The organism is Streptomyces sp. HUAS MG56, assembly GCF_058673395.1.
Genome location: NZ_CM178722.1, coordinates 2,182,657 through 2,208,457, shown reverse-complemented (window position 1 = coordinate 2,208,457; position 25,801 = coordinate 2,182,657). Strand labels below are relative to the sequence as shown.

24 protein-coding genes and 1 pseudogene are annotated in these 25,801 nt (G+C 72.2%); 15 read left to right on the top strand and 10 right to left on the bottom strand.

Annotated elements, in window-relative coordinates; all coding sequences use genetic code 11:
* Window positions 1–154 precede the first annotated feature (154 nt).
* From AC4OXY_RS10685 to AC4OXY_RS10670, 4 genes are all read left to right on the top strand, one after another.
* Window positions 155–1,552 carry a DUF6421 family protein gene (locus AC4OXY_RS10685; protein WP_362820191.1) on the top strand — a complete coding sequence of 466 codons (1,398 nt, stop codon included), beginning with the start codon at window positions 155–157 and terminating at the stop codon, window positions 1,550–1,552.
* A 56-nt stretch (window positions 1,553–1,608) separates the two neighbouring features.
* On the top strand, window positions 1,609–2,358 hold the full coding sequence (locus AC4OXY_RS10680) for an SDR family NAD(P)-dependent oxidoreductase (RefSeq protein WP_362820190.1): 750 nt from the start codon (window positions 1,609–1,611) through the stop codon (window positions 2,356–2,358).
* The gene (locus AC4OXY_RS10675; RefSeq protein WP_356023477.1) at window positions 2,355–3,425 is read left to right on the top strand and encodes a threonine aldolase family protein; all 1,071 of its coding nucleotides are present in this window, start codon (window positions 2,355–2,357) and stop codon (window positions 3,423–3,425) included. The genes AC4OXY_RS10680 and AC4OXY_RS10675 overlap by 4 nt, the downstream gene beginning before the upstream one ends.
* Window positions 3,426–3,514: 89 nt before the next feature.
* Window positions 3,515–4,108, top strand: coding sequence for a transglutaminase domain-containing protein (locus AC4OXY_RS10670; protein ID WP_491993760.1), 594 nt, complete (start codon window positions 3,515–3,517; stop codon window positions 4,106–4,108).
* An 87-nt stretch (window positions 4,109–4,195) separates the two neighbouring features.
* Here AC4OXY_RS10670 and AC4OXY_RS10665 read toward each other — a convergent pair whose 3' ends face one another.
* Window positions 4,196–4,621, bottom strand: coding sequence for a DUF4267 domain-containing protein (locus tag AC4OXY_RS10665; protein WP_376288461.1), 426 nt, complete (start codon window positions 4,619–4,621; stop codon window positions 4,196–4,198).
* 92 nt (window positions 4,622–4,713) lie between these two features.
* Window positions 4,714–5,160 (bottom strand): anthrone oxygenase family protein, encoded by a 447-nt coding sequence (locus tag AC4OXY_RS10660; protein WP_491993759.1) that lies wholly within the window; start codon window positions 5,158–5,160, stop codon window positions 4,714–4,716.
* A 91-nt stretch (window positions 5,161–5,251) separates the two neighbouring features.
* On the opposite strand from AC4OXY_RS10660, the gene AC4OXY_RS10655 reads away from it, so the two are divergent.
* Window positions 5,252–5,830 carry a TetR/AcrR family transcriptional regulator gene (locus AC4OXY_RS10655; RefSeq protein WP_362820184.1) on the top strand — a complete coding sequence of 193 codons (579 nt, stop codon included), beginning with the start codon at window positions 5,252–5,254 and terminating at the stop codon, window positions 5,828–5,830.
* Between the two features lie 223 nt (window positions 5,831–6,053).
* On the opposite strand, the pseudogene AC4OXY_RS10650 reads toward AC4OXY_RS10655, so the two are convergent.
* Window positions 6,054–6,343: pseudogene (locus AC4OXY_RS10650) on the bottom strand (Tn3 family transposase); the annotation flags it as partial.
* Between the two features lie 834 nt (window positions 6,344–7,177).
* Window positions 7,178–7,906, bottom strand: coding sequence for a lysophospholipid acyltransferase family protein (locus AC4OXY_RS10645; RefSeq protein WP_356023487.1), 729 nt, complete (start codon window positions 7,904–7,906; stop codon window positions 7,178–7,180).
* A 288-nt stretch (window positions 7,907–8,194) separates the two neighbouring features.
* Here AC4OXY_RS10645 and AC4OXY_RS10640 point away from each other — a divergent pair, with 288 nt between their 5' ends.
* The 6 genes from AC4OXY_RS10640 to AC4OXY_RS10615 all read left to right on the top strand — a co-directional run bounded on the left by AC4OXY_RS10640 (window position 8,195) and on the right by AC4OXY_RS10615 (window position 14,657).
* Window positions 8,195–8,542 carry a TlpA family protein disulfide reductase gene (locus AC4OXY_RS10640; RefSeq protein ID WP_376288464.1) on the top strand — a complete coding sequence of 116 codons (348 nt, stop codon included), beginning with the start codon at window positions 8,195–8,197 and terminating at the stop codon, window positions 8,540–8,542.
* A gap of 208 nt (window positions 8,543–8,750) precedes the next feature.
* Entirely contained in the window at window positions 8,751–9,260 is a 510-nt protein-coding gene (locus AC4OXY_RS10635) for a flavin reductase family protein (RefSeq protein WP_491993758.1), read from the top strand.
* Window positions 9,261–9,477: 217 nt separating this feature from the next.
* Entirely contained in the window at window positions 9,478–10,266 is a 789-nt protein-coding gene (locus tag AC4OXY_RS10630) for an electron transfer flavoprotein subunit beta/FixA family protein (protein ID WP_376288466.1), read from the top strand.
* A gap of 53 nt (window positions 10,267–10,319) precedes the next feature.
* Complete coding sequence (locus tag AC4OXY_RS10625; protein WP_356023495.1) at window positions 10,320–11,282, top strand: electron transfer flavoprotein subunit alpha/FixB family protein; 963 nt, start codon at window positions 10,320–10,322, stop codon at window positions 11,280–11,282.
* A 183-nt stretch (window positions 11,283–11,465) separates the two neighbouring features.
* Window positions 11,466–12,764, top strand: coding sequence for a DUF6986 family protein (locus tag AC4OXY_RS10620; RefSeq protein WP_402065097.1), 1,299 nt, complete (start codon window positions 11,466–11,468; stop codon window positions 12,762–12,764).
* A 123-nt stretch (window positions 12,765–12,887) separates the two neighbouring features.
* The gene (locus AC4OXY_RS10615; RefSeq protein WP_491993757.1) at window positions 12,888–14,657 is read left to right on the top strand and encodes a serine/threonine-protein kinase; all 1,770 of its coding nucleotides are present in this window, start codon (window positions 12,888–12,890) and stop codon (window positions 14,655–14,657) included.
* A 58-nt stretch (window positions 14,658–14,715) separates the two neighbouring features.
* On the opposite strand, the gene AC4OXY_RS10610 is transcribed toward AC4OXY_RS10615, so the two are convergent.
* Window positions 14,716–15,765 carry a LacI family DNA-binding transcriptional regulator gene (locus AC4OXY_RS10610; RefSeq protein WP_362820174.1) on the bottom strand — a complete coding sequence of 350 codons (1,050 nt, stop codon included), beginning with the start codon at window positions 15,763–15,765 and terminating at the stop codon, window positions 14,716–14,718.
* Between the two features lie 239 nt (window positions 15,766–16,004).
* Here AC4OXY_RS10610 and AC4OXY_RS10605 point away from each other — a divergent pair, with 239 nt between their 5' ends.
* Window positions 16,005–16,952, top strand: coding sequence for an ROK family protein (locus AC4OXY_RS10605; protein ID WP_356023503.1), 948 nt, complete (start codon window positions 16,005–16,007; stop codon window positions 16,950–16,952).
* 80 nt (window positions 16,953–17,032) lie between these two features.
* On the opposite strand, the gene AC4OXY_RS10600 is transcribed toward AC4OXY_RS10605, so the two are convergent.
* Both AC4OXY_RS10600 and AC4OXY_RS10595 read right to left on the bottom strand, forming a co-directional pair.
* A complete protein-coding gene (locus AC4OXY_RS10600) occupies window positions 17,033–19,093 on the bottom strand; it encodes an NPCBM/NEW2 domain-containing protein (protein ID WP_491993756.1) in 2,061 nt (686 codons plus the stop codon).
* A gap of 214 nt (window positions 19,094–19,307) precedes the next feature.
* Window positions 19,308–20,090 (bottom strand): maleylpyruvate isomerase family mycothiol-dependent enzyme, encoded by a 783-nt coding sequence (locus AC4OXY_RS10595; RefSeq protein ID WP_376288470.1) that lies wholly within the window; start codon window positions 20,088–20,090, stop codon window positions 19,308–19,310.
* Between the two features lie 216 nt (window positions 20,091–20,306).
* On the opposite strand from AC4OXY_RS10595, the gene AC4OXY_RS10590 reads away from it, so the two are divergent.
* Together AC4OXY_RS10590 and AC4OXY_RS10585 are read left to right on the top strand one after the other, a co-directional pair.
* Complete coding sequence (locus AC4OXY_RS10590; protein ID WP_356023772.1) at window positions 20,307–20,549, top strand: hypothetical protein; 243 nt, start codon at window positions 20,307–20,309, stop codon at window positions 20,547–20,549.
* A gap of 190 nt (window positions 20,550–20,739) precedes the next feature.
* Window positions 20,740–21,783: an NUDIX hydrolase gene (locus AC4OXY_RS10585; protein ID WP_491993755.1), complete on the top strand. Its 1,044-nt coding sequence runs from the start codon at window positions 20,740–20,742 to the stop codon at window positions 21,781–21,783.
* Window positions 21,784–21,800: 17 nt separating this feature from the next.
* Here AC4OXY_RS10585 and AC4OXY_RS10580 read toward each other — a convergent pair whose 3' ends face one another.
* Together AC4OXY_RS10580 and AC4OXY_RS10575 are read right to left on the bottom strand one after the other, a co-directional pair.
* Complete coding sequence (locus tag AC4OXY_RS10580; RefSeq protein ID WP_491993754.1) at window positions 21,801–22,505, bottom strand: MBL fold metallo-hydrolase; 705 nt, start codon at window positions 22,503–22,505, stop codon at window positions 21,801–21,803.
* Window positions 22,506–22,588: 83 nt separating this feature from the next.
* Entirely contained in the window at window positions 22,589–23,941 is a 1,353-nt protein-coding gene (locus tag AC4OXY_RS10575) for a dipeptidase (RefSeq protein WP_356023513.1), read from the bottom strand.
* 131 nt (window positions 23,942–24,072) lie between these two features.
* Between AC4OXY_RS10575 and AC4OXY_RS10570 the strand changes: the two genes are divergently transcribed.
* On the top strand, window positions 24,073–25,314 hold the full coding sequence (locus tag AC4OXY_RS10570) for a geranylgeranyl reductase family protein (protein WP_356023515.1): 1,242 nt from the start codon (window positions 24,073–24,075) through the stop codon (window positions 25,312–25,314).
* Here the strand turns inward: AC4OXY_RS10570 and AC4OXY_RS10565 are convergent.
* A complete protein-coding gene (locus AC4OXY_RS10565) occupies window positions 25,304–25,753 on the bottom strand; it encodes a nitroreductase family deazaflavin-dependent oxidoreductase (protein ID WP_356023517.1) in 450 nt (149 codons plus the stop codon). The genes AC4OXY_RS10570 and AC4OXY_RS10565 overlap by 11 nt on opposite strands.
* Window positions 25,754–25,801 lie beyond the last annotated feature (48 nt).

Below are 25,801 nucleotides of genomic sequence, written 5' to 3'. Positions count from 1 at the left end.
AAGCGACGGAAGTGAGCGCCGTCACGGTTTAGCACAGGAAAATCATCGGTGACCAAGCCATGTAGCGGGAAAATTTCCCGAGATGCCTCTTGATGGCGGAAACCGGGTATGCATACGGTGTCCTTACGCGAGGTTCTCCCGTGAAGGATGGGTCATGACGGAAATTCTTGTGCAGTCGGCTATGAAGGAACAGATTCCTTCGTCGACCAGGGTGATTGAGCACCCGGCCTGGCCGGTGCTCAAGGATGCCGTGGAGCGGATCCGGCCATGGCAGTCCAAGGACGGGTCGATCGACTTCGACGCCGAGGGCGCCCCGGCCGAGGCGGACGCCCAGGCGGCCGTACGGCGTGTCGTGGACGCGGTCGAGCAGCTCTCCCCGCTGCTCCCGCACGACAAGGCCTACCACGAGGCGCTCGTGCGCGACCTGGCCCGCTGGGCCGAGGGCGGCTTCGAGGTGCCGGACTTCCTGGACTCCCTGCTGGCCTTCCAGCCGGCCGCCGGCCGCGCGGACGGCCTCCAGCACCTGGTCGTCTTCCCGATGTACACGCAGAACGGCAACCTCGACCGCAACCTGGAGGCGGTCGTGCTGCGCATGGTCTGGCCGGACTGGCTGGCCGAGCTGGAGCGCACCCGCTACGACAACCCGCTGTTCTGCGGCATCACCTTCGAGGACTTCACCTCCGGCTACGACACCAACTCGGCCGTCCTCTTCCCGGAGACCATCGCCGTACGCGAGGCGCCGGAACGTTTCTCCTGGGGTGGCATCTTCTGCGACCGCGAGGCCGCCCGCTTCCGCCGGGTCACCGACGCGGCCGTCGACCTCCTGGGCCTTCAGCTGCCCGAGGACATCGCCGCGATGGTCCACGACCAGAAGCGCTGCGAAGAGGCCTTCGTGCTCTGGGACATGGTCCACGACCGCACCCACAGCCACGGCGACCTGCCGTTCGACCCGTTCATGATCAAGCAGCGCCAGCCGTTCTGGATGTACGGCCTGGAGGAGCTGCGCTGCGACCTCACCGCCTTCAAGGAGGCCGTGAAGCTCCAGGCGGACGGCGTCGCGCAGGCCCGTGACGTGCAGTACGCGGTGCTCTTCGACCGGATGTTCCGCTTCCCCGTCACCGGCGACCGCGTCCGCAACTACGACGGCCTCGGCGGCCAGCTGCTCTTCGCCTACCTGCACAAGCACGACGTCGTCCGCTGGACCGACAACAAGCTCTCCATCGACTGGGAGCGAGCCCCGCAGGTCACCAACCAGCTGTGCGCCGAGATCGAGAAGCTGTACAAGGACGGCATCGACCGCCCGAAGCTGGTGCACTGGTTCGCCGGATACGAGCTGGTCGCCACCTATCTGGCACCGCACCCCGGCTCCAAGTGGGCCAAGGGCCCGGACGCCCTGGACCTCACCCAGCCGCCGCGCAAACTCGTGGACGACGTGCTTCCGGACGAGTTTCCGCTGAGCATGTTCTATGAAGCCCTGTCCAAGAAGCTGAAGAACGTGATCGCCTCCACCAAGGGCATCACGGCGGACGGCGCCGGGCGGACCGCCGCGTGAGCGACCGCGACGGGATCACTGTTCAAGCTGTTCGAGCTGTTCAAGAGGGGAAGAACGTGGGGAACAACGGGTCTCTCAAGGGAACGGTGATCGCGGTGGCCGGCGCGGGCGGACCCGCCGGGCACGCGACGCTGGTCCGGCTCGCCGAGGCCGGCGCCGTCGTCGTGGGCGCCGACAACAACCCCGAGCGCCTGGCGGAGGCCGTGGACGCGGCCCGCTACGCGAACGGCGGCGCCACGGTCACCGGCGAGACGGTCGACCTGCTCGACCTCGGCTCGACCCGCGACTGGGCGGCGCGCATCGAGAAGGACCACGGCCGCGTCGACGGCCTGGTCCACCTCGTGGGCGGCTGGCGCGGCAGCGCGAACTTCGCCGAGACCGATCTCGCGGACTGGGACCTGCTGGAGAAGCTGCTGATCCGCACCGTCCAGCACACCTCCCTGGCCTTCTACGACGCCCTCCAGCGCAGCGAGCGCGGCCGCTACCTGCTGATCAGTGCCGCAGGCGCCTCGAAGCCCACGGCGGGCAACGCGGCGTACTCCGCGGCCAAGGCCGCCGCCGAGGCCTGGACGCTCGCCATGGCGGACGGTTTCCGCAAGGCCGGGGGTGAGGAGGGTCCGCGTTCGGCGGCTGCCATCCTGGTGGTGAAGGCGTTGGTGCACGACGCGATGCGCGCGGAACGCCCCAACGCGAAGTTCGCGGGCTTCACGGACGTCAAGGACCTCGCCGAGGCCGTCGAGGGCGTCTGGAGCAAGTCCGCCGCCGAAGTGAACGGAAACCGTCTGTGGCTGACCGAGAAGCCGTGAACCCACCCAAGACCGACGCGCGTCGCCACCACGACCCGCAGGTCCGCGGTTTCGCCAGTGACAACTACGCCGGAGCCCACCCCGAGGTGCTGGCCGCCCTGGCCCTGGCCAACGGCGGCCATCAGGTGGCGTACGGCGAGGACGAGTACACCGAGAACCTTCAGCGGATCATCCGCGGCCACTTCGGATCCACGGCCGAGGCCTTCCCGGTCTTCAACGGCACCGGCGCGAACGTCGTCGCGCTCCAGGCGGTCACCGACCGCTGGGGCGCGGTGATCTGCGCCGAGAGCGCGCACATCAACGTCGACGAGGGCGGCGCCCCCGAGCGCATGGGCGGCCTGAAGCTGCTCACCGTGCCCACGCCCGACGGCAAGCTCACCCCCGAACTGATCGACCGGCAGGCCTGGGGCTGGGAGGACGAGCACCGTGCGATGCCGCAGGTCGTCTCGATCACCCAGAGCACGGAGCTGGGCACGCTCTACACGCCCGAGGAGATCCGGGCGATCTGCGAGCACGCCCACGCGCACGGCATGAAGGTGCACCTGGACGGCTCCCGCATAGCCAACGCGGCCGCCTCGCTCGACGTGCCCATGCGGACGTTCACCAACGCGGTCGGTGTCGACATCCTCTCGCTCGGCGGGACGAAGAACGGCGCCGTCTTCGGCGAGGCCGTCGTCGTCATCAACCAGGACGCGGTGCGGCAGATGAAGCACCTGCGGAAGTTGTCGATGCAGCTGGCCTCCAAGATGCGCTTCGTGTCGGTCCAGTTGGAGGCGCTGCTGGCGAAGGACCTGTGGCTGCGCAACGCCCGGCACTCCAACGAGATGGCCCAGCGCCTCGCCGAGGGGGTGCGCGCGGTGCACGGCGTGGAGATCCTCTACCCGGTCCAGGCCAACGGCGTCTTCGCGAAGCTTCCGCACGACGTGAGCGAGCGGCTGCAGCAGCGGTTCCGGTTCTACTTCTGGGACGAGGGCGCCGGAGTGGTGCGCTGGATGTGCTCCTTCGACACCACGGAGGAGGACGTCGACACCTTCGTGGCGGCGCTCAAGGAGGAGATGGCGCGCTAGTCGTACCGTCGCTCGACAGATTGCATAGGTATGCGATCACCTGAAAGTTGATTGACTCTCGGGTGATCGCATTCCTATGCTCTGCACCCATGGAGCTGATCCAGGACACCGCCGACCTCTCTGCCTACTTGGCTGACGACGAGGCCGTCGACCATCACCGTCCCGTGGTCCGGGAAACGGCCGCCCGGCTGGCCGAAGGGGTCGCGGACTCGTATGCCTATGCACGCGCCGCTTTCGCGTTCGTCCGCGACACCATCCCGCACTCGGCCGACGCCGGCGACCCGCGGGTCACCTGGCGCGCCTCGGACGTCCTGGAACTGCGCACCGGCATCTGCTACGCGAAGGCCCACGCCCTGGCCGCACTGCTGCGGGCCGGGGACACCCCGACCGCCCTGTGCTACCAGCGCCTGGCGCACGACGACGGCAGCGGTCACGCCGTGCACGGTCTGGTCGCCGTGCGCTTCCACGGTGCCTGGCACCGGCAGGACCCCCGCGGCAACAAACCGGGCGTGGACGCGCGGTTCTCCCTCGACGGCGAACGGCTGGCCTGGATCCCCGACCCCGCGGCCGGCGAGACGGACTACCCGGTGCTGTACGCCGCACCGCATCCGCGCGTCCTCGACGCCCTGAGGGCCGCGCCGGACCGACCGTCCCTCTGGAAGACACTCCCCGACGCACTCTGAGGCCTGCCGGGTCCGACCCGGGAGCGACCGACTACCGGCCGTCGCAAGGGCGGTGACAGGTGGATACCGACACGCGCCGAGGTGGCGTCAGGCGGGCTGCGGGGCGGGCGTTGCCGGAGCGGCCGTGACCCCGCGGGTCTCGCGCATGATCAGCAGGCCGTTGACCACCATCAGTGTCGCGGTCAGGCAGTGGACGCCGAGCGCGGTGGCCACGGAGCCGTGGTGGGCCAGCACGTTGGCCATGTCGCCGTACGCGGCGAGGGCCTCCACCAGCAGCGCCCAGCCCAGCGCCCGGCGGTGGCCGGTCACCAGCAGGATGCCCAGGACCAGGGCCAGGACGACGTCGCGGATTCCCTTGACGACCAGGAAGCCGCCGCCGTCGCCGGACGGCCGGCTCGGCAGGCCGTAGCCCGGCGCCGTCGTCTCCGGGCTCAGAATGAATTCCGTCCCGAACCAGAGGATGAAGAGGATGAAGGCTGCGGCCAGGACGGTGTTGATCTTCTTCAGCGACATTGTTCTTCTCCTTGCGGGTCTTCGGCAGCTTGGTGAGCTTCGTGGCGCCCGGTGAGTCGTGTGCGCCACCGGCGCGGGGTCGGCCCGCGGGCTCAGGCGAGGGCGGCGACCAGCAGGGTGAAGGCGGCGATGATGACGGCGACGCGGACGTAGTGGTAGCGGTCCCAGCGGTGCAGCTGCTGCTTCCAGTCGGCGGGCCGGTTGTCGGGGGTCCAGGTCTTGTTCCGGTTGTTGATCGGGACGAGCAGCAGGAGCGACATGACCACGCTGAGGATCAGCAGGCCGGCGGCGGTGACGACGAGTCCGGCGCCGTGGTGGTGCCATCCGGCGACGGCCCAGACCGCGCTGAGGACGAGCGAGCCGATGTACCAGAACGGCATCAGGGCGCCGAGCATCCGGCCGGCGTGGGCGTGGCCGAGCTGGCCGCTGTCCTCGGGAAGCGCGTCCAGGATCCGGTTCATGACGAAGGCGACGGAGAACTCCACCCCCACCATCAGACCGACGATCACGGTGGTGAACACCTCAAGTGCGTTGAGCATGACGACCCCTCCGTTGAACTAGCGTTGCTAGCAGGCGGGGCAACGCTAGTACTACTGGCGCTCGATTGTCTAGCGATGCTAGGATCAATGCATGTCGGTACAGGAACGCAAGCAGCGCGAACGGGCGGAGCGCGAGCGCCTCATCGTGGCGGCGGCCCGCGAACTCGCCGAGCAGCAGGGCTGGGACGCGGTGACCACCCGCCGGCTCGCCGAGCGCATCGAGTACAGCCAGCCCGTCCTCTACAGCCACTTCCGGGGCAAGCGCGAGATCATCGGCGCCGTCGCCCTGGAGGGCGCCGCCGAGATGGCCGTGGCGGTGCGGGCCGCGACCGCCGTCGCGGACGGCCCGCGCGAGCGGGTCGCCGCCCTGGCCCGTGCCTACCTCGACTTCGCCGAGCGCAACCCGGCGGTCTACGACGCCATCTTCCAGCTCGACGGCGGCCTGGCGTACGCGCAGGAGCACACGCCGGAGCCGCTGAAGGACGCCTTCGCCGCGCTGATGGAGAGCCTGGGCGAGGTCGCCGGGGACGGCATCGACCCGGGGCTGTTCACCGAGACGTTCTGGGCGTCCCTGCACGGGCTCGCCACCCTGACCCGGGCGGGCCGCCTGCTGCCCGAGGACGCCGAGGCGAGGGTGGAACTGCTGGTGGAGCGGCTCGCCAAGGTCTGACACACCATCCCGGCGGGCACGCAGCCGAGGCCCTCGGGCCCGGCATCCCGGACGGGCACCCGCCCCGGAAGCTGCGATGCTCGTCGATCGCGACCCGATACGCGCCCTGACGCCCCGTCATCCGCCGGTGTCCTCGTCCAGGACGTCATGCTCCCGCTCCTCGGGAGGCAGGGCCCGCAGGTGGTCGACGGCGGCGTCGGGGCAGGCCGAGCGCGCCGAGTTGGTCGACCGGGTCGACGACCCGGAGCAGGTGCCGGGTTTGGCGATGCACCCGTACTCGGCGAACGCCTGCCCCAAGGGCGTGGGCCGCCCCTCGCGGCCGAACAACCGCAGCAGGCCGTACGCGCGGAGCTGCCCGGTCGCCAGTGAGCCGATGGCCCGCGGCATGTCCGGCCAGCGCGCGGCGAGCTTGGTCAGGTCGACCTCGTTGCGGGCCAGGTCCTCCAACAGCCCGTGGCCACCGGTCTCCACACCGGGCATCTCCGCCCGCCAGAACCGCTGGCCGCCCAGATCGCCCGAGCTTTGCCGCACCTCGGCAGGGCCGTTGGACGCTCTGCTGGACGGCAAGATCAGCCCTTGGCGCCAACGGCTGTTCCCTTGTTCCCCGGGGCCGCGTACGACCCGCCGTACGGCGCCGTGGAGTCCCGGACGTGCCATGGTCGTTGGGTGCATGGTCGGTCTGCCTGGCGACACGGCGCAGGTGGCGAGGGGGCGCACCGGCGTGTGTGGCGGGGTCGGCGAGGCGGAACCCTCGTGGATGGCCGGGCGTGGCGCGGCCGTTGGGTCGCCCGGGGCGCCCGCACCGCCACCCCACCCGGCCGGGCGTCGGCGTGCTGTGGCCGTACGGGGATACGTCCCACTGGTTCCGCGCCATGTCGGTGAGGGCGCCGGCTCTCCCCGTCTCTGCTCCGGGACGGTCGTCCCGCCCCGGGTCGGTCCGGGACCGTGCGCCGCCGGGCGGCGTACCCGGGCCGTGCGGCATCGGGTCGGTGTCCTCGGCCACGGACTTCGGGCGGCGGTCGTCGGTCGGACGCGGGTGGTCGGTGCGACTCGGTCACCTGTGCCGGGCCGATGGGTTGTGGTCGTCCGTTCACCGGGCTGGTGGCCCTCGGTCGGACGCGCGCGTTCACTGCGTCCCGGTCACCTGCCCCGGGCCGGTCGGCCTTGGCCGTGCGCTCCGTGAGGCAGTCGGCCTCGGTCAGGTGGCCTTGTGATGGGTGCGCGTGGCCGAACAGCGCCTCGCCGACGCCCCCCCCGCATCCCGGGGAAGCCGCGCTGGCGAAGTCTCCCGCAGAAGTCTCCGCCGAAGTCCGCTCCGCAGAGCCCCTTCGGTCCGCGCCTCGTGCCTCAGTGCGCCTCGGCCGCGCGCAGTTGCTCCATCGTCGGGGCCGTGCCGCCCAGGTGGGAGGGGAGCCACCAGGAGTCCTCGGAGTCCTTGGGGCGGCCGGGGTAGGTGCGCTGGGCGGCGTCGAGCAGATCCTGGACGCGTTCGCGCAGGCGGCGTGTGATGGCGCCCGCGTACTGGTCGCGCGGGGCCTCGACCGACTCGCCCACGCGGATCGTGACGGGCAGATGGCTGCGCTTGAAGTTGCGCGGGTGGCCCTTCGTCCACAGTCGCTGTGTGCCCCAGACCGCCATCGGGACGAGCGGGACGCCCGCTTCCTGGGCCAGGCGCGCCGCGCCCGACTTGAAGCTCTTCAGCGTGAACGACTCCGAGATGGTGGCCTCCGGGAAGACCCCGATGACCTCGCCGGAGCGCAGCGAGTCCAGCGCGTGCGCGTAGGCCGCCTCGCCCTGCTTGCGGTCGACCGGGATGTGCTTCATGCCGCGCATGAGCGGGCCGGAGACCTTGTGCCGGAAGACCGATTCCTTCGCCATGAAGCGCACCAGGCGCTTCTGCGGCAGGGCGGCCAGGCCGTTGAAGATGAAGTCGAGGTAGCTGATGTGATTGCTCACCAGCACGGCGCCGCCCGAACGCGGGATGTTCTCCGAGCCCTGGCAGTCGATCTTCAGGTCCCAGACCTTGAACAACGTCTTCGCGAAACCGACGACGGGACGGTAGACCAGCTCTGCCATGTGCGGGGTGGACCCTTTCTGCTCTGCTCGGGAAAGGGGCTCCCGGCGGGAAAGTTACGCAGCCGTAGGTTTACGGCGTCTCGCAGATCGTGCCCGAAGAACGGACGGGTAGCCAGTCCTGGTGCCTTGCGGCGGCGAGATCCTCGTCACGTCGGCCTACATCCCACCTCGGATCTTTAAATCGGCTTTACGTGCGATGCGAACCTTCCGTCATGCTGGAGGAATCTTCACGGGCTGATCCGCGCTGGTACGGATGCCGACCACAAGTGTCGACCAGGAAGTGACGTCATGCGGTGCGGAGGAGACGGCGTGCGGTGCGGAGATGACGGCGTGCGGCTGGCGGCTGCCGAACTGGGCGCCGAACTGGGGGAGCGGGCCACCCTCGTCCAGTTCTCCAGCGCCTTCTGCGCGCCCTGCCGGGCCACCCGGCGCCTGCTCGGCGAGGTGGCGGCACTGGTCCCCGGCGTGGCGCACGTCGAGATCGACGCCGAGGCCCACCTGGGTCTCGTACGCGAGTTGGAGATCCTCAGGACGCCCACCGTGCTCGTCCTCGACGCGGACGGCCGGGTGGTGCGCCGCGCCGCCGGACAACCGCGCAAGGCCGACGTCATCGCGGCCCTCGGGGAGGCGGTGTGAGGGTGTCTCCACGGGCGGCGCACCATCTTCCGGCCACCGGAACGCACTTGACTGCGCGCGCCACCTATCGTCAGCCTGACCGTATGCCGATCAAACTCCTTCTCTTCGGGCGGGCCCACATCGACCTCGCCCGCACCGCGAGCGCGCGCTGTCCGGGCTGTTGAGCAGCTACGCACCGGCTCGTCCCCCTCGGCAGAAGGACCCTTCCATGACGGCCTCGCCCGAACTCGGCACTCCCCGGCTCGCCTCCCCCGACCTGCTCCGCTCGACGTTCCGCCGGCACGCCGCCGGTGTCGCGGTGATCACAGCGCGCGGCGCCACCGGCCCGGTCGGCTTCACCGCCACCTCCCTCACCTCGGTCTCCGCCGACCCTCCGCTGATCTCCTTCGGCATCGGCACGGGCGCCTCCAGCTGGCCCGCGATCGCCGAGACGGACCACGTCGGCGTGCACATACTCGGCGAACACCAGGGCGAGCTGGCCGGCACCTTCGCCCGCAGCGGCGCCGACCGGTTCGGCGCGCCCACGGCCTGGCGCGAGGGTCCGGAAGGCGTACCGGTGCTCGACGACGTGCTCGCCTGGCTGGTCTGCCGGATCGTCGGCTGTGTCCCGGCCGGTGATCACCGCATCGTGCTCGCCGAGGTCGTGCTGGGCGACCCCTCGGGCACCGGGCGCCCCCTCCTGTACCACCAGGGGCGCTTCAACGGTCTGCGGGATTGATCACGCCGCCGTCATCTGCGGGCCGGTCGAATTCCGATTACGCTGCGTTGCGAAGGTCACAGTTCAAAGCGCTTGCTTAGCGGGCATGAACTGGGTGTACTGACGAGTAATATTTCGGTCGGAGCGCGCGGACGCCCCGACCGGGATCGGCCGCTTGAGGCGCCTATGCTGCCTGCAAGAGGCAGCCCGGAAATGTCGATGCAGTAGGAGAGCCGGCGTGAGCTTGAGGATCGTTGTCACTGTGAAGTACGTGCCCGACGCCACTGGCGACCGGCACTTCGCCGATGACCTGACCGTCGACCGCGACGACGTGGACGGTCTGCTCTCCGAGCTGGACGAGTACGCGGTCGAGCAGGCCCTGAAGATCTCGGAGGACTCCGACGACGACGTCGAGGTCACCGTTCTCACGATCGGCCCGGAGGACGCCAAGGACGCGCTCCGCAAGGCCCTGTCGATGGGTGCCGACAAGGCCGTCCACGTCGAGGACGACGACCTGCACGGCACCGACGCCATCGGCACCTCCCTGGTGCTGGCCAAGGCGATCGAGAAGGCCGGCTTCGACCTGGTCGTCTCCGGCATGGCTTCCACCGACGGCACCATGGGTGTCGTGCCGGCGCTGGTCGCCGAGCGTCTCGGTGTCCCGCAGGTCACCCTGCTCTCCGAGGTCTCCGTCGAGGACGGCGTCGTGAAGGGCCGTCGTGACGGCGACGCGGCGAGCGAGCAGCTGGAGGCCTCCCTCCCGGCGGTCGTGTCCGTGACGGACCAGTCCGGCGAGGCGCGTTACCCGTCCTTCAAGGGCATCATGGCGGCGAAGAAGAAGCCGGTTCAGTCCTGGGACCTGTCGGACCTCGACATCGAGGCCGAAGAGGTGGGCCTGGAGGGCGCGTTCACCACGGTCGAGGCCGCGAACGAGCGCCCGGCGCGCACGGCCGGCACCATCGTCAAGGACGAGGGCGAGGGCGGCAAGCAGCTCGCTGAGTTCCTCGCGAGCCAGAAGTTCATCTAAGGGCTCGCCCCCGCTGACCGCCCCTCAACTTCCTTACGCAGGAGAGCAATCCCATGGCTGAAGTCCTCGTCTACGTCGACCACGTGGACGGTGCCGTCCGCAAGCCCACCCTGGAGCTGCTGACCTTGGCCCGCCGCCTCGGCGAGCCCGTCGCCGTCGCGCTGGGCAACGGCGCCGCCGACACCGCCGCCACCCTCGCCGAGCACGGCGCGGTGAAGGTCCTCACCCACGACGCGTCCGAGTACGCCGACTACCTGGTCGTGCCGAAGGTCGACGCCCTCCAGGCCGCCCACGAGGCCGTGTCCCCGGCCGCCGTGCTGGTCCCGTCCTCCGCCGAGGGCAAGGAGATCGCCGCCCGCCTCGCGCTGCGCATCGGCTCCGGCATCATCACCGACGCCGTCGACCTGGAGGCCGGTGACGAGGGTCCGGTGGCCACCCAGTCGGTGTTCGCCGCGTCCTTCACCACCAAGTCCCGTGTCAGCAAGGGCACCCCGGTCATCACGGTCAAGCCGAACTCGGCCGCCGTGGAGGCCGCCCCGGCCGCCGGTGCGGTCGAGGCCCTCGCCGTGACCTTCTCGGAGAAGGCGACCGGCACCAAGGTCACCGCGCGCACGCCGCGTGAGTCGACGGGCCGTCCGGAGCTGACCGAGGCCGCGATCGTGGTCTCCGGCGGCCGTGGTGTCAACGGCGCCGAGAACTTCTCGATCATCGAGGCGCTCGCCGACTCCCTCGGCGCGGCCGTCGGTGCCTCGCGTGCCGCCGTCGACGCCGGCTGGTACCCGCACACCAACCAGGTCGGCCAGACCGGCAAGTCGGTCTCGCCGCAGCTGTACATCGCCAACGGCATCTCCGGCGCGATCCAGCACCGCGCCGGCATGCAGACCTCGAAGACCATCGTGGCCGTCAACAAGGACGCCGAGGCCCCGATCTTCGAGCTGGTCGACTACGGCGTCGTCGGCGACCTCTTCGACGTCGTCCCGCAGCTGACCGACGAGATCAAGGCCCGCAAGGGCTGAGTCCGGCCAGGCGCTGTCCGAGGCCCCGGTGACCCACGCGGTCACCGGGGCCTCGGTGCATCCTGAAGACGACTCTCTCTCGTGGGCCGGCGTACGGACAGGGTGTTGACCAGCGCGAACCGCCCGGATAACTTCATTCTGCGGATTATTGATTCCGTACAGCGGAAAATAGGAGGGTGTGGGATGGGTCAGCAGGAGAAGGTGGCGACGAGCCTCGCGGGCGCCGTGAGCGAGGAGATCAGCGCCTCCCTCGCACCGGTCGACGCGCAGCTGGAGCGCCTCTACCCCGGGGACCCCGGCACCCGGCAGCCCGTCCACACCGTCTACGTCCCCGGCGACGCCTTCGCCGCCGACACCATCCGCTCCTGGGGCGACCGGGCCCTCGCCGCCCTCGACGAACACGCCCCCGACGCCGCCTCCTTCGCGGCCGTCCTCGGCCTCGCGGACGAACTGGCCGAGCCGGTCTACACGCGCGTGCGCGCCAAGCTGGAGCGCGAACCCATCGAGGACCTGCGCGTCGACTTCGAGGACGGCTACGGCCCCCGCCCCGACGCCGAGGAGGACGCGACCGCGGCCCGCGCCGCCCGCCTGATCGCGGAGGCGTACGAGAACGGCACGGCGGCGCCGTACATGGGCATCCGCATGAAGTGCATGGAGGCCGCCGTCCGCGACCGGGGCATCCGCACCCTCGACGTCTTCCTCACCGGCCTGATCGAGGCGGGCGGTCTGCCCGAGGGCCTGGTCCTCACCCTGCCGAAGGTGACGTACCCCGAGCAGGTCGGCGCGTTCGTCCGGCTCCTGGAGGCCTTCGAGAAGGTCCACGGCCTCGACGCCGGTCGGCTCGGCTTCGAGATCCAGATCGAGACCAGCCAGTCCATCCTCGCCACCGACGGCACCGCGACCGTCGCCCGGATGATCCAGGCCGCCGAGGGCCGCGCCACCGGTCTGCACTACGGCACCTTCGACTACAGCGCCTGCCTCGGCGTCTCCGCCGCCTACCAGGCCAGCGACCACCCCGCCGCCGACCACGCCAAGGCGGTCATGCAGGTCGCCGCCGCGGGCACCGGCGTACGCGTCTGCGACGGCTCCACCAACGTCCTGCCCGTCGGCCCGACGGCCAAGGTCCACGACGCCTGGCGGCTGCACTACGGTCTCACCCGCCGCGCCCTGTCCCGCGCCTACTACCAGGGCTGGGACATGCACCCCGGCCACATCCCGACCCGCTACGCCGCCGTCTTCGCCTTCTACCGCGAGGGCTTCGAGCAGGCCGCCGGCCGCCTCGCCCGCTACGCGGGCCACGTCGGCGGCGACGTCATGGACGAGCCCGCCACCGCCAAGGCCCTCAGCGGCTACCTGCTGCGCGGCCTGGACTGCGGCGCCCTCGACATCGCCGAGGTCGCCCGCCTCACCGGCCTGACCCGCCTCGACCTGGAGGGGTTCGCCGCGCCCCGGCGCGGTGACCTGACCGCCTCCGCGCAGTAGACGTCGCGGACCGGTCACGACCCCCGGCCGCGGGAGTTGGCCGGCGCCGCCGCCCCGTACGCTGGACGCCACGCATCGACCAGGCGGACGCGACAGAGCAACGACTTCAGGAACGGGGCGGCGGTGTCTTCGGGGGAGCAGGGACCGGAGCGGTACGGGCACTCGGACGGAGCCGGCCGGCTGCTGGCCGGGCGCTATCGCGTGAGCGCACGGCTCGGGCGCGGTGGCATGGGCGTGGTCTGGCGGGCGGTGGACGAGGTCCTCGGCCGCGAGGTCGCCGTCAAGGAGCTGCGCACGTACACGGACGCGGCCGGACCGGAACTGTCCGAACTGCGGCTGCGCATGCAGCGCGAGGCCCGGGCCGCCGCCCGGGTCCGCCACCCCGGTGTCGTCGCCGTGCACGACGTGGCCGAGGTGGACGGGCGCCCGCTGATCGTCATGGAACTGATCGAGGGTCCCTCCCTGGACGACGTCCTGCGCGAGCGCGGCACCCTCGACCCGTACGAGGCGGCACGCATCGGCGCCGCCGTGACGGACGCCCTGGCCGCCGCCCACGGCGCCGGCGTCCTGCACCGCGACGTCAAACCCGGCAACATCCTCCTCGACCGCTCCGGGCGCGTCGTCCTCACCGACTTCGGCATCGCCACCATGGACGACCCCGGCGACGGCTCGGCCACCCGCCTCAGCCGCAGCGGCGAACTCGTCGGCTCCCTCGACTACCTGGCCCCCGAGCGCGCCCAGGGCGCCGAGCCCGGCCCGGCGTCCGACGTCTGGGCCCTGGGCGCCACGCTGTTCGCGGCCGTCGAGGGCGCCTCCCCGTTCCGCCGCACGTCCACCTACTCCACGCTCGCCGCGATCGTCACCGAACCGCTGCCCGAGCCCCGCCGGGCCGGAGCGCTGGCCCCGGTCCTGCGGCGCCTGCTCGACAAGCGCCCGGACGCCCGCCCGGATGCCGAGGAGGCCTGCGAGGCGCTGCGCGAGGTGACCGGCACACGGACGCCGGACACGCCGACCACCACCCTGCGCGCGACACCGCCGGGCGCACCCGAACGCACGGAAACCACCACACCGGCCGCGCCGCCGGGATTCGGCCCGGCGGCGCCGCCGGGCCCGGCCGGACAGTTCGCCCACAGCCCCGTGCCCCCGGCCGGTGCGCCGACGAGCCCGGTGCCCGTCCACGCCCAGGGCTCCACCGGAGCGGCCACCCTCGCACCCGGCACCCGCACCGGGCCCGTGAACACCCCGCCGGGCACACCCCGTCGCAGGGGCCGCGTCCTGCTCGCCGCCGCTGCCGTCGCCGTCGTGCTCGCCGCGGCCGGGATCACCGTCGCCACGCTGCGCGACACGGGCTCGTCGAAGGCGGCGCCCGCGCCCGCCGCCTCGCGCTCCGCGAGCGCCACCGCCCAAAGGGCCGGCACCGAGCGGTCCACCCGGCCCGGGCACACCCGCCCGAACGGCAGCAAGGGCGCGGAACCCAGCCCGACGCCGAGCGGCCCGGACACCACCGGACCGACCTCGCGCGCCGCCGCCTCCGCCACGGCCGCACCACCGGGCAAACCGTCCCACGGCCCGGCCCCGACCGGCGGTCCGGGCCACACGTCCGGTCCGACGGCAGCGTGCCGGTCCACCGGCGGCGGCAAGTACACCTGCGGCGTGTGGCGCACGGCCACGTCCTACACGGCCTCCGGCGCCGCGGCCGGGACTCTCAACGCGGGCACCAACTACTTCTACTGCCAGGCGAACCTGGGCCGCCGGGAGACCTACGGCCGCTGGACGAACGTGTGGTGGGCGAAGACCGACGACGACAGCGGCAACACCGGCGTCTACGTCAGCGACGTCTACCTGGAGGGCGGGAACAACGACGCCCCGGTGCCCGGCCTCCGGGTCTGCTGACCGCCGGCGTACGGCGCCGGGCCGGCCGGCTGACGTGGGTGCTCCGGTCCCGCGCGGCTCAGTCCGCCGGCGGCAGTTCGCCCGAGCCGCGCGTGATCAGCCGGGTGGGCAGCTCGATGCGCTCCGGGGCGACGAGCCCGCCGTCCAGCTGGCGGAACAGACGCTCGGCCGCCGTACGGCCGAGGGCGGCCGCGTCCTGGGCGACGACCGTGATCCCGGGCTGGAGCAGATCGGCCAGCTCGAAGTCGTCGAAGCCCACCAGGGCGACCCGGCGGGAGTGCTCGGCCAGGACCCGGATCACGGTGACCGTCACCCGGTTGTTGCCCGTGAAGATCGCGGTGACGGGCTCGGGCCCGGCGAGCATCTCCTCCGCCGCCCGGCGCACCCGCTCCGGATCGGTCTGTCCGAGGGACATCCAGGCGTCCTCGACCGGTATCCCCGCGTCCTCCATGGCCGCCCGGTAGCCGCGCAGCCGCTCGGCGGCCGTGTGGATGCGGGGCATGTCGCCGATGAACCCGATCCGGCGGTGGCCGTGCGCGATCAGATGCGCGACCCCGTCCCGGGCGCCGCCGAAGTTGTCGGACAGGACCACGTCCGCGTCGATCCGCCCGGCCGGCCGGTCCACGAACACGGTCGCCACCCCGGCCCGGATCTCCGGCTCCAGATAGCGGTGGTCGTCCCCGGCCGGAATCACCACCAGCCCGTCCACCCGGCGCGCGCACAGCGCCAGCGCCAGCTCCTGCTCGCGCTCCGGGTCCTCGGCGCTGGAGCCGTTGATGAGCAGGGCGCCATGGGCCCGGGCCACCTCCTCTACGGCGCGGCTGAGCGGGCCGTAGAAGGGGTCGGCGAGGTCCTCCAGCACCAGGCCGATGCTCGCCGTACGGCCCTTGCGCAGCACGCGGGCGCTGTCGTTGCGGCGAAAGCCCAGCGCTTCGATGGCCTCCTGCACCCGCCGCTCGGTGTCCGGCGTGACCCCGGGCTCGCCGTTGACCACCCGGGAGACCGTCTTCAGCCCGACACCGGCCCGCGCCGCCACGTCCTTCATGGTCGGGCGGTTGCCGTAGCGGGTGCCGGGCAGGCGGTCTGTGGGGCGGGTGGTGTCGGGCACGATGCGGGGTCCTGTCCTGTCGTCCGTCTCGTCCGCGCGGTCGGTGCGTGTGCGCAATGTCCCGAGGGGGCTGCGCCGATCCGGCGTTTGTATGAGGATGTGGCGTCGAGCATAGAGCCTGGACAACGTTGTCAGATGCGCGAGACACTGTCCACCGCTGTCTGTCGGCCTGCGCCCCCACCGCTTGACCGGCCCTGCTCTGTATGGTTATCAAGCTTCGACGGGGAGATCTGACTCTCATGCACACCGACCTTGTGGCGGCCCTGGACATCGGTGGCACCAAGATCGCCGGCGCACTGGTGGACGGTGACGGCCGCATCCTGGAGCGCGCTCAGCGTGCCACGCCCGCCCAGCAGGACGGCGAAACGGTCATGCGGGCCGTCGAGGTGGTGCTCGGCGAGCTCGCCGGGTCACCGCTGTGGGTCCGCGCCGGCCTCCTCGGCATCGGCAGCGCCGGCCCGGTGGACGCCTCTGCGGGCACCGTCAGCCCGGTCAACGTGCCCGGCTGGCGGGACTTCCCGCTGGTGGAGCGGGTCCGCGTGGCCACCGGGGGCCTGCCGGTCGAGCTGATCGGGGACGGCGTCGCGATCACCGCGGCCGAGCACTGGCAGGGCGCCGCGCGCGGCCACGACAACGCGCTGTGCATGGTGGTCTCGACGGGTGTCGGCGGCGGCCTGGTCCTGAACGGGCAGCTGCACCCCGGCCCGACCGGCAACGCCGGTCACATCGGCCACATCAGCGTCGACCTCGACGGCGACCCGTGTCCGTGCGGTTCGCGGGGCTGTGTGGAGCGCATCGCCAGCGGGCCCAACATCGCCCGCCGCGCCCTGGAGCAGGGCTGGCTGCCGGGCCCCGACGGCGACACCTCGGCCGCCGCGGTGGCCGCCGCCGCCCGCGCGGGCGACCCGGTCGCCGTGGCCTCCTTCGAGCGGGCCGCCCAGGCGCTGGCCGCCGGCATCGCGGCCACCGCGACCCTGGTCGAGATCGACATCGCGGTGATCGGCGGCGGCGTCGGCAAGGCGGGCGACATCCTGCTCACGCCGCTGCGCAAGGCGCTCACCGGCTACGCGACCCTGTCGTTCGTGCAGCGGCTGACGGTCGTCCCCGCCCAGATGGGCACCGACGCGGGGCTGGTCGGGGCCGCCGCGGCGGCGCTGGCCCGGCGGCCGGACGCGGCGGGGGTCTGAGCCGGGACGGGGCGCACACCGCGGTGCCCCCGCCGGCCCGCGGCCGCGTGCCGGTCGCCGCGCCCGGCGGATGGGCGCCGTCAGCAGGTCAGTGCGGCGTCCGCCCAGTCCGCGTGGTCGGAGTCGTTGCCGTCGCCGCCGTCGGTCACGACGAGGCGGACCACCTGGGCGCCGGTGACGTCGGCGGTGAGGGGCTGGGCGGGCATCGTGTTGGTCAGGACGCCCGTGGCGGCGACCTTCGTGCCGTCCGCCCAGATCTCGAAGGCGACGGTGCCCTTCAGGCCCTTCTCGTCGTCCACGCCGACGGCCGCGCGGACCGTCGTACAGGCCCGGCCGGTGTAGAAGGAGATGTCGCTCGGCGCGTGCGCCCCGAGCCCCTTGGCGTACACGGTGCCGCCGATGGTGATCGGGTGCCCGTCGCCCGCGGCGCTCTCCCCGTTGCTGGTGTCGCGTTCCACCGGTCCCCAGCCGTTGGTCGCCGACAGCCAGGGCAGATCGCTCAGGTACGACGTCCCGGCGGGCGGCCGTACCACCACGGACGCGCTGAGCGGGAGGGCGCTGGAGACCTGTTCGCCGGACGGTGAGCGGTAACGGGCCCGGAGCGTCAGGTCGTAGGCCCCCGTCGGGGTTCCGGCCGGGGCGGTCACGCGCCAGCCGGTGCGCAGGGTCCGGCCGGTGGGGAGGGCGCCGGCCGTGGTCGCCGAGGTCGGCCGCACGCTCCAGCCCGCCGGTCCGGTGAGCGACACCGAGAGCCGGCGCGCGGGTGTACGGCCGAGGTCGGTGACCGTGCCGGTCAGTGTGACCGGGGTGGCCGCCTCCAGCAACGGGCTGCCGTCCAGGCCGAGTTCGACCGCCGGCGGGTGGGTCGCCCAGCGCGGGTCGGCGGAAACGCGCAGCAGCACCGTGCCGTGGGCCGGTACGGTCGAGGCGAGGGTGCCGGCGGTGTTGTCGTCGCGGTGCTGCCACAGGTCCCGCACGGTGTAGGCGGGGGCGGCGGGCAGGCCGACGGCGCTCGCGGTGGTGGCGATCCGCTGGGCGGTGCCGGACTCGTTGAAGAGGGCGACCGCCCGGCTGCCGTCCTTCATCTCCTTGACGATGACCCAGCGCCCGCCCACGGAGGAGATCACCGTGCCCTGCTTGCCGAGCGGGTCCTGGTCGACGGCGATGACGTCTTTGTTGTCCAGGATGTCGAAGGTCGCCGGGGTGGCCTTGCGCAGATCGGTGCCGATCAGCAGGGGTGCGGCCATGATCGACCAGAGCGAGAAGTGCGAGCGGTACTCGGTGTCCGTCATGCCGCCGTTGCCGACCTCCAGCATGTCGGGGTCGTTCCAGTGCCCGGGGCCGGCGTAGGGCGCGAGCGGCAGGTTCTGCTTGAGGATCGAGACCATCGAGCCCCAGTCGTCGCTGATGTCACCTGTGGTCCGCCAGAGGTGACCGACGTCCGCGGCCCATTCCCACGGCTTGTTCTCGCCCCATTCGCAGATGCTGTACACGATGGGCCGCCCGGCCGCTCTCAGTGCGTCCCGCATGGTCCGGTAGCGCGACCGGGCGTCGACGCCGAGGTTGTTGCAGTTGTCGTACTTGAGGTAGTCCACGCCCCAGTCGGCGAACTGCCGCGCGTCGCTGTACTCGTGGCCGAGCGCGCCCGGGAAGCCCGCGCTGTTGCAGGTCTTGATGCCGGCGCTGGTGTAGATGCCGAGTTTGAGGCCCTTGGAATGGACGTAGTCGGCGACGGCCTTGATGCCGTTCGGGAAGCGGGCCGGGTCGGGCACCAGCTTGCCGTTCGCGTCGCGGTTCGGCAGGGCCCAGCAGTCGTCCAGGTTGACGTACCGGTAGCCCGCGTCCTTCAGGCCCTTGGCCACGAAGAGGTCCGCGATGCCCTTGACCATCGTCTCGTTGAAGTCGGCCCGGCAGTGCGTGGAGTTCCAGTTGTTGAAGCCCATCGGCGGGGTGAGGGCGAGCCCGTCGGCCAGGGCGGGGACGGCGGGGGCCTGCGCGGGGGCCGTGGTGACGGGGGCGCGGGCGGCCGGGGTGGCGACGGCGGGGGTGGCGAGGCCCGCTGTGCACAGCAGCCCGGCGCCGAGGGCCCCGAGCAGTCTTCGGCGGGCGGTGCGGGTCGTGCGGGTGTGAGGGTGACGCATCGTGGACGTTCCTCCGACTCGCGAACGGTGGCTGACGACCGGGCGACGCCTGGGTGTCAGCGAGGCTCAGTCGTGCGCGTTTACGGTAGGACCTGTCGGAGTCTGTTGGAAGAGGTAGGTCTGGACTGTTCGATATCCCGTCAAAAGCCTTGACAGCTGGGCTGTTTCACCCTGTGAGCTCGTCGAGTGTTCGGATGTGTTGGCTTCGCTCGGCTCATGCGCCGTCGCCGACGCGGCCCCAGCCCGGCAGCGGAGGCTGGGGCCAGGCGGGCGGCCGGGGCAGGAGATGCGCCGGTGCGTCAGGAACCAGGGTGTCGGCGGGCAGTCGTCCGGTGAGCCAGCCGAGGATCCGGTGTCCGGCCCCCGTGACCGAGGGGCCCTGCGGCGCCAGGGTCCAGCGCCGGCCCAGGTCCACGGCCTCCACCGAGGCGAGCGCGAAGCCCTGCGCCCGCAGGGTGCCGAGCGTGTCGTCCAGCGCCCAGGAGACATACGCGCCGGGCCACTGCTCGGTGCCGTGACCGGTGCCGAGGTCCAGGTGGTGGGTCTCCAGCTCCCGCAGGCAGCGCAGCATCAGATACCAGGCCGGGTGCCGCCAGCCGGCCAGCGCGGGGACCAGACGGTCCCAGGCGGGGGCGGGCATCGCGCGCGCCTGCGCCGTGAACCGGTCGAGGCTCTCGCGCAGCAGGGCCGTGAGCCGGCCGGCGGGCAGGGCCGCGTCCCGCTCCAGCGCGGCGGCCAGTGACGCCCGGTCCGCGCGGGGGCCCGGCTCGCGGCCGGTGCGCGCGAGCCCGAGCAGCCGGACGTAGGCGTCGGCGCTGTGGGCGACATGGGCGAGCACATGGCCGCGCGTCCACCCGGGCAGCCCGGCCGGGGCACGCAGCGCGGCGTCGGACAGCGCGCCGGCGGACCGTACGAGCCGGTCGGCCGAGCGCGCCACGAGACCGAGGGGATCGCCGTCGGGGCCGACGGCCGGGAAACCGCTCACCTGCGCGCGCATGCGACCTCGATCCGTCCGGCGGTGGGGCGTTGAAGAAGGTGATCGTCGACGCTCTGGCCCCGGAGGATATCCGGCACATGATCGGCGGAGCCACGGAATTTTCCCGCCGGGGCGCCCGTACGGCCGGGGCGCCCGCGCGCCGGACGGCGATCGGCCTGATGAGCGGAAGGCGCGCGGTCCGCGTGACCCCCGGCCGCCTTTCCAGTTGGTCAGCGCATGAAGAAGCGCAGCATCCTCGCCCTCGCCACCCTGGCCACCGGATTCGTCGTGGCCGCCGTCACCCCGTCCCACGCGGCGGACAACGGTCCGCTCGACGAGCTCGGTGTCCAGGACACCGTCCACTCGACCGGTGACCTCGTCGACCAGGACGGTCTCGCCCCCGCCGGCCGGCAGTCCGGCGCCCAGGCCTTCGACCACGCCTTCGATCGGGCCTTCCCGCAGGACTTCGGGCAGAACTAGGGGGTGTCGTCTGGATCAGGCCGGCCTGATCCAGACGACACCCCCTGGCTTCGGCGCTCTCCGCGCGCATGCCGGTGTTCCCGCCGCAGGGGGCACCGGCACTCCTGTGCGGACGCCCTCACCGGGGCGGGGTTTCCGTGGCAGGGTGTTGCGGGCAAGCCACAGGGGGCCAACAGAAGAGGGGGAGTCCGTGACCGTCGTCTGGATCAACGGCGCGTTCGGTGCGGGGAAGACCACCGCCGCACGGGAACTGATCGAGCTGATCCCGAACAGCACGCTCTTCGACCCCGAGGTCGTCGGCGGGTCGCTCACGCACCTCCTGCCGCCCAAGCGCCTCGCCGAGGTCGGCGACATCCAGGACCTGCCGATCTGGCGCAGGCTGATGGTCGACACGGCCGCCGCGATGCTGGCCGAGCTGGGCGGGACCCTCGTGGTGCCCATGACCCTGCTCCGCCAGGAGTACCGCGACGAGATCTTCGGCGGCCTCGCCACCCGCAGGATCCCCGTGCACCATCTGCTCCTCGCCCCGGCCGAAACGATCCTGCGCGAGCGGATAGCCGACCGGGAGATCCCGCCCGACCTGCCCGACGGCGAGATACGGATACGGCAGTGGTCGTACGACCACATCGAGCCCTACCGCGCCGCCCTCGCCTCCTGGCTCACCGCCGACGCCCACCTCGTGGACACCGGCGACCTCACCCCGTACGAGACCGCCGTCCGCATCGCCGACGCCGTCTCCGGCGGGACCGTACCCCCCTGCGACATCGTGCAGACCCCCGAGCCGACCGCCGAGACGCTCGCCGCCGGGGTGCTGCTCTTCGACGAACACGACCGGGTGCTGCTCGTCGACCCGACCTACAAGCCCGGCTGGGAGTTCCCCGGCGGGGTGGTCGAGCGGGGTGAGGCGCCCGCCCGTGCCGGGATGCGGGAGGTCGCCGAGGAGACCGGGATAGAGCTGCGGGAGGTGCCCCGGCTGCTCGTCGTGGACTGGGAGCGGCCCGCCCCGCCCGGCTTCGGCGGGCTGCGGCTGCTGTTCGACGGCGGCAGACTGGAGCCCGCCGAGGCGTCCCGGGTGCTGCTGCCGGGCCCGGAGCTGCGCGCCTGGCGCTTCGCCGGCGAGCAGGAGGCCGCCGGGATGCTCCCGCCGGTCCGCTATGAGCGGCTGCGCTGGGCGCTGCGGGCCCGTGAGCGGGGCACCGCCCTGTATCTGGAGGGCGGGGTGCCGGTCGGCTGATCCCGGTGGTCCGGTGTTCAGGCGGTGGCTGCCACCTCGCGCAGCACCGCCGCCGCACCCGACAGCACCGGGTCGCCGTGCCCGAAGCACGCCACCTCCGCGTCCAGCTCCGCCAACCGCCGCAGAGAGGCGAGGAGTTGCGGGCGGTCGAGGTTGAACACCCCTGGGATCACCGAGCCGTCGGCCGGTGACGCGGCCACCGTGTCCCCGGTGAACAGCACGCCCTCGGCGGGCAGGAACAGCGCGATGCTGCCGTCCGTGTGCCCGGGGACATGGAGCACGCGTGCCCCGCCGCCGAAGTCGAGCACCTCGCCGTCGGACACGTCGGTGACCGAGGGGGGCGGCACCGGCGTCCCCTGGGGCAGGTGCTTGCTCACTTCAAGGTGGATCGGCAGCTCCCAGTCCTCGAACCGGGGCCGTGGGCCGGGGAGTTCCCCGCGGACGACCGGGGCGTCGAGGTGGTGCGCCAGCACCTCGGCGCCGCTCAGCGCCGCGAACTCGCCCGCCCCGCCCACGTGGTCCTCGTGGAAATGGGTCAGCACGATCCGCCGTACGTCCGAGGGCGCGTGCCCCAGCGCCGTGATCGCGTCGGCGATCGCCGGGCCCGCACCGATCGTGCCCGTGTCGACGAGCGTCAACTCGTCGTCGTCGCGCCAGAGATAGGCCTGGCCGACAGGGAAGCGCAGCAGGTGCAGCCGGGGGAGCAGTTCGATGACGTCCATGCCCCGACCGTAGGCAGCGCCCCCGCCCGCAGGCGAGGGCGCTCTGCCGCCGGCAGAAGCGGCGGACGGGGGACCCGGAGGGGTCAGCCGGCGTAGTTGCGCAGGAACAGCGCCTCGGCGACCGACAGGCGCTCCAGCTCCTCGGGGGAGACGCTCTCGTTGACCGCGTGGATCTGCGCCTCCGGCTCGCTGAGACCGATCAGCAGGATCTCGGCCCGTGGGTACAGCCCGGCGAGGGTGTTGCACAGCGGGATGGAGCCGCCCTGTCCGGCGTACTGCATGGTCTCACCGGGGTAGGCCGCGGCCATCGCGTCGGCCATCGCCCGGTAGGCCGGGCTGGTGGGGTCGGCGCGGAAGGGCTGGCCCTGGCCGATGTGCTCGGTGCTGACCCGGGCGCCCCACGGGGTGTGCGCCTCGATGTGGGCCTGGAGCAGCTTGGTCGCCTCGGCGGCGTCCACGCCCGGCGGCACCCGCAGGCTGATCAGGGCCCGGGCCGTGGACTGCACCGAGGGGGTCGCGCCGACGACCGGCGGGCAGTCGATGCCGAGGACGCTGACCGCCGGGCGGGCCCACAGGCGGTCGGCGACGGCGCCGCCGCCGGTCAGTTCGACACCGTCGAGCACCCGGGCGTCGGAGCGGAACTGCTCCTCGGTGTACTCCAGGCCGTCCCACGTGGCCGAGGAGTCGAGACCGTCGACGGTGGTCGAGCCGTCCGCGGCGCGCAGCGAGTCCAGGACCCGGATCAGCGCGGCCAGCGCGTCCGGGGCGGCTCCGCCGAACTGGCCCGAGTGCAGGTTGCCCTCCAGGGTGTCGATCTGCACCCGGACCAGGGTCATCCCGCGCAGGATGGTGGTCACGGTGGGCAGGCCGGCCCGGAAGTTGCCCGCGTCGCCGATCACGATCGTGTCGGCCGCGAGCAGCTCGGGGTGCTGCTCGGCGTAGCGCTCCAGACCGCCGGTGCCCTGCTCCTCCGAGCCCTCGACGATCATCTTCACGTTCACCGGGACGCCGCCGTTCGCCTTCAGGGCGCGCAGCGCGAGCAGGTGCATGATGAAGCCGCCCTTGCAGTCGGCGCTCCCGCGGCCGTACCAGCGGCCGCCGCGCTCGGTCAGCTCGAACGGCGGGGTGGTCCAGCCGGCCTCGTCCAGCGGCGGCTGCACGTCGTAGTGGGCGTAGAGCAGAACCGTTTTCGCACCCTCGGGGCCCGGCAGGTAGCCGTAGACCGACTGAGTGCCGTCCGGGGTGTCCAGCAGGGCCACGTCGACGAAGCCCTCGGCGGTGAGCGCCTCGGTGATCCAGCGCGCGGCGGCCTCGCTCTCGCTCTTCGGGAACTGCGCGAAGTCGGCCACCGACCGGAAGGCGACGAGCTCGGTCAGCTCCGCCTTCGCCCGGGGCATCAGCGAGGCGACGGTCTCGGCGACCGGATTCGACGACATGGGCACGCTCCTCGTGGGTGCGACGTTGAACGGGGTGAGTACCCCGATACTCCCACAGTGGCCTGCGGCGACGACCGCCGTAGGATGCGGGGGACACTACGGCAGCGGCTGGATCGGAGCAGTAGACCATCGTGAGCGGCGAGAACTCTTCGGCGGACGACGTGCAGCAGGTGTGGGACGTCGTCGTGGTGGGCGCGGGACCCGCGGGGGCCTCGGCCGCCTATGCGGCCGCGGTCGCCGGACGGCGCGTGCTGTTGCTGGAGAAAGCCGAGTTGCCGCGCTACAAAACCTGTGGCGGCGGCATCATCGGCCCCTCGCGCGACGCGCTGCCCCCGGGCTTCGAGCTGCCCTTCCGCGACCGGGTGCACGCGGTCACGTTCTCCCACAACGGCCGGTTCGCCCGCACCCGCCGCTCCAAGCAGATGCTGTTCGGCCTGATCAACCGCCCCGAGTTCGACCAGCAGCTGGTCGAGCACGCCCAGAAGGCGGGCGCCGAGCTGCGTACGGGCGTCACGGTGCAGCGCGTGGAGCAGCACGGCTCGGCGGTCCCCGACCGGCGCACGGTCGCCGTCCTGCTCCAGGGCGGCGAGACGGTGCTGGCCCGCGCGGTCGTCGGCGCCGACGGCAGCGCCAGCCGGATAGGGGCCCATGTCGGGGTGAAGCCGGCCCAGGTGGACCTCGGCCTGGAGGCGGAGATCCCGGTCCCGGAGTCCGTCGCGGAGGACTGGAAGGGCCGGGTCCTCATCGACTGGGGCCCGATGCCGGGCAGTTACGGCTGGGTGTTCCCGAAGGGCGACACCCTGACGGTCGGCGTGATCTCCGCGCGCGGCGAAGGCGCCGCCACGAAGCGGTACTTGGAGGACTTCATCGCCCGGCTCGGTCTGGCCGGCTTCGAGCCGTCCATCTCCTCCGGGCATCTGACCCGCTGCCGCGCGGACGACTCGCCGCTGTCCCGGGGGCGGGTGCTGGTCTGCGGTGACGCGGCCGGTCTGCTGGAGCCGTGGACGCGCGAGGGCATCTCCTTCGCGCTGCGCTCGGGCCGGCTCGCGGGGGAGTGGGCGGTGCGCATCGCCGAGGCGCACGACGCGGTCGACACCCGCCGCCAGGCCCTGAACTACGCGTTCGCGGTCAAGGCCGGACTCGGCGTCGAGATGAGCGTCGGCAAGCGGCTGCTGACCGCGTTCGAGAAGCGTCCCGGCCTCTTCCACGCGGCCCTCACCGGATTCCGCCCCGCCTGGCGGGCGTTCCGGGAGATCACCCAGGGCAAGACCTCGGTCGCCGAGATCGTCCGCTCCCGCCCGCTCGCCCAGCGCGCCCTGACCGCGCTGGACCGGGAGCAGGGCGCCCCGGCGGAGGATCCGGTCAGTTCGTGACGGTGATCCGGAAGACGGGGTGGTCGGGGGCGATGCGGCGCAGGTCCTCGTCCGGGGAGTCGGGGCCGACGCCGTCGAAGAAGACTCCGACCTCTGCCTTCCAGCGCTTGAGGTAGGCGCGCAGCAGCGGGACCTTGTCGTCGTCGGCGACCTCGGCGGCGGTGAAGACGTCCACGTTACTGCCGAGCCTCAGCTCGCCCCCGCCGACCGCCCGCATGTTGCGGGTCCACTGGACATGGCCGCGCGGGGCGACCAGGTACTGCTGCCCGTCCACCGTCAGCAGGTTCACCGGAGTCGTACGCCACTGCCCGCTCTTGCGTCCGCGCACCGCGAGGACCCGGGAGCCCCAGATGCTGATGCCGCGGCCGGTGAGCCAGGCCACCGTCCGGTTGAAGACGTTGACGGTGAACCAGCCCGGCTTCTTGACGTGTGACGACATGGTGACCCCCACGGTTCGGGAGAGCGGTGCTCTCGGTTGGCTCCAGTG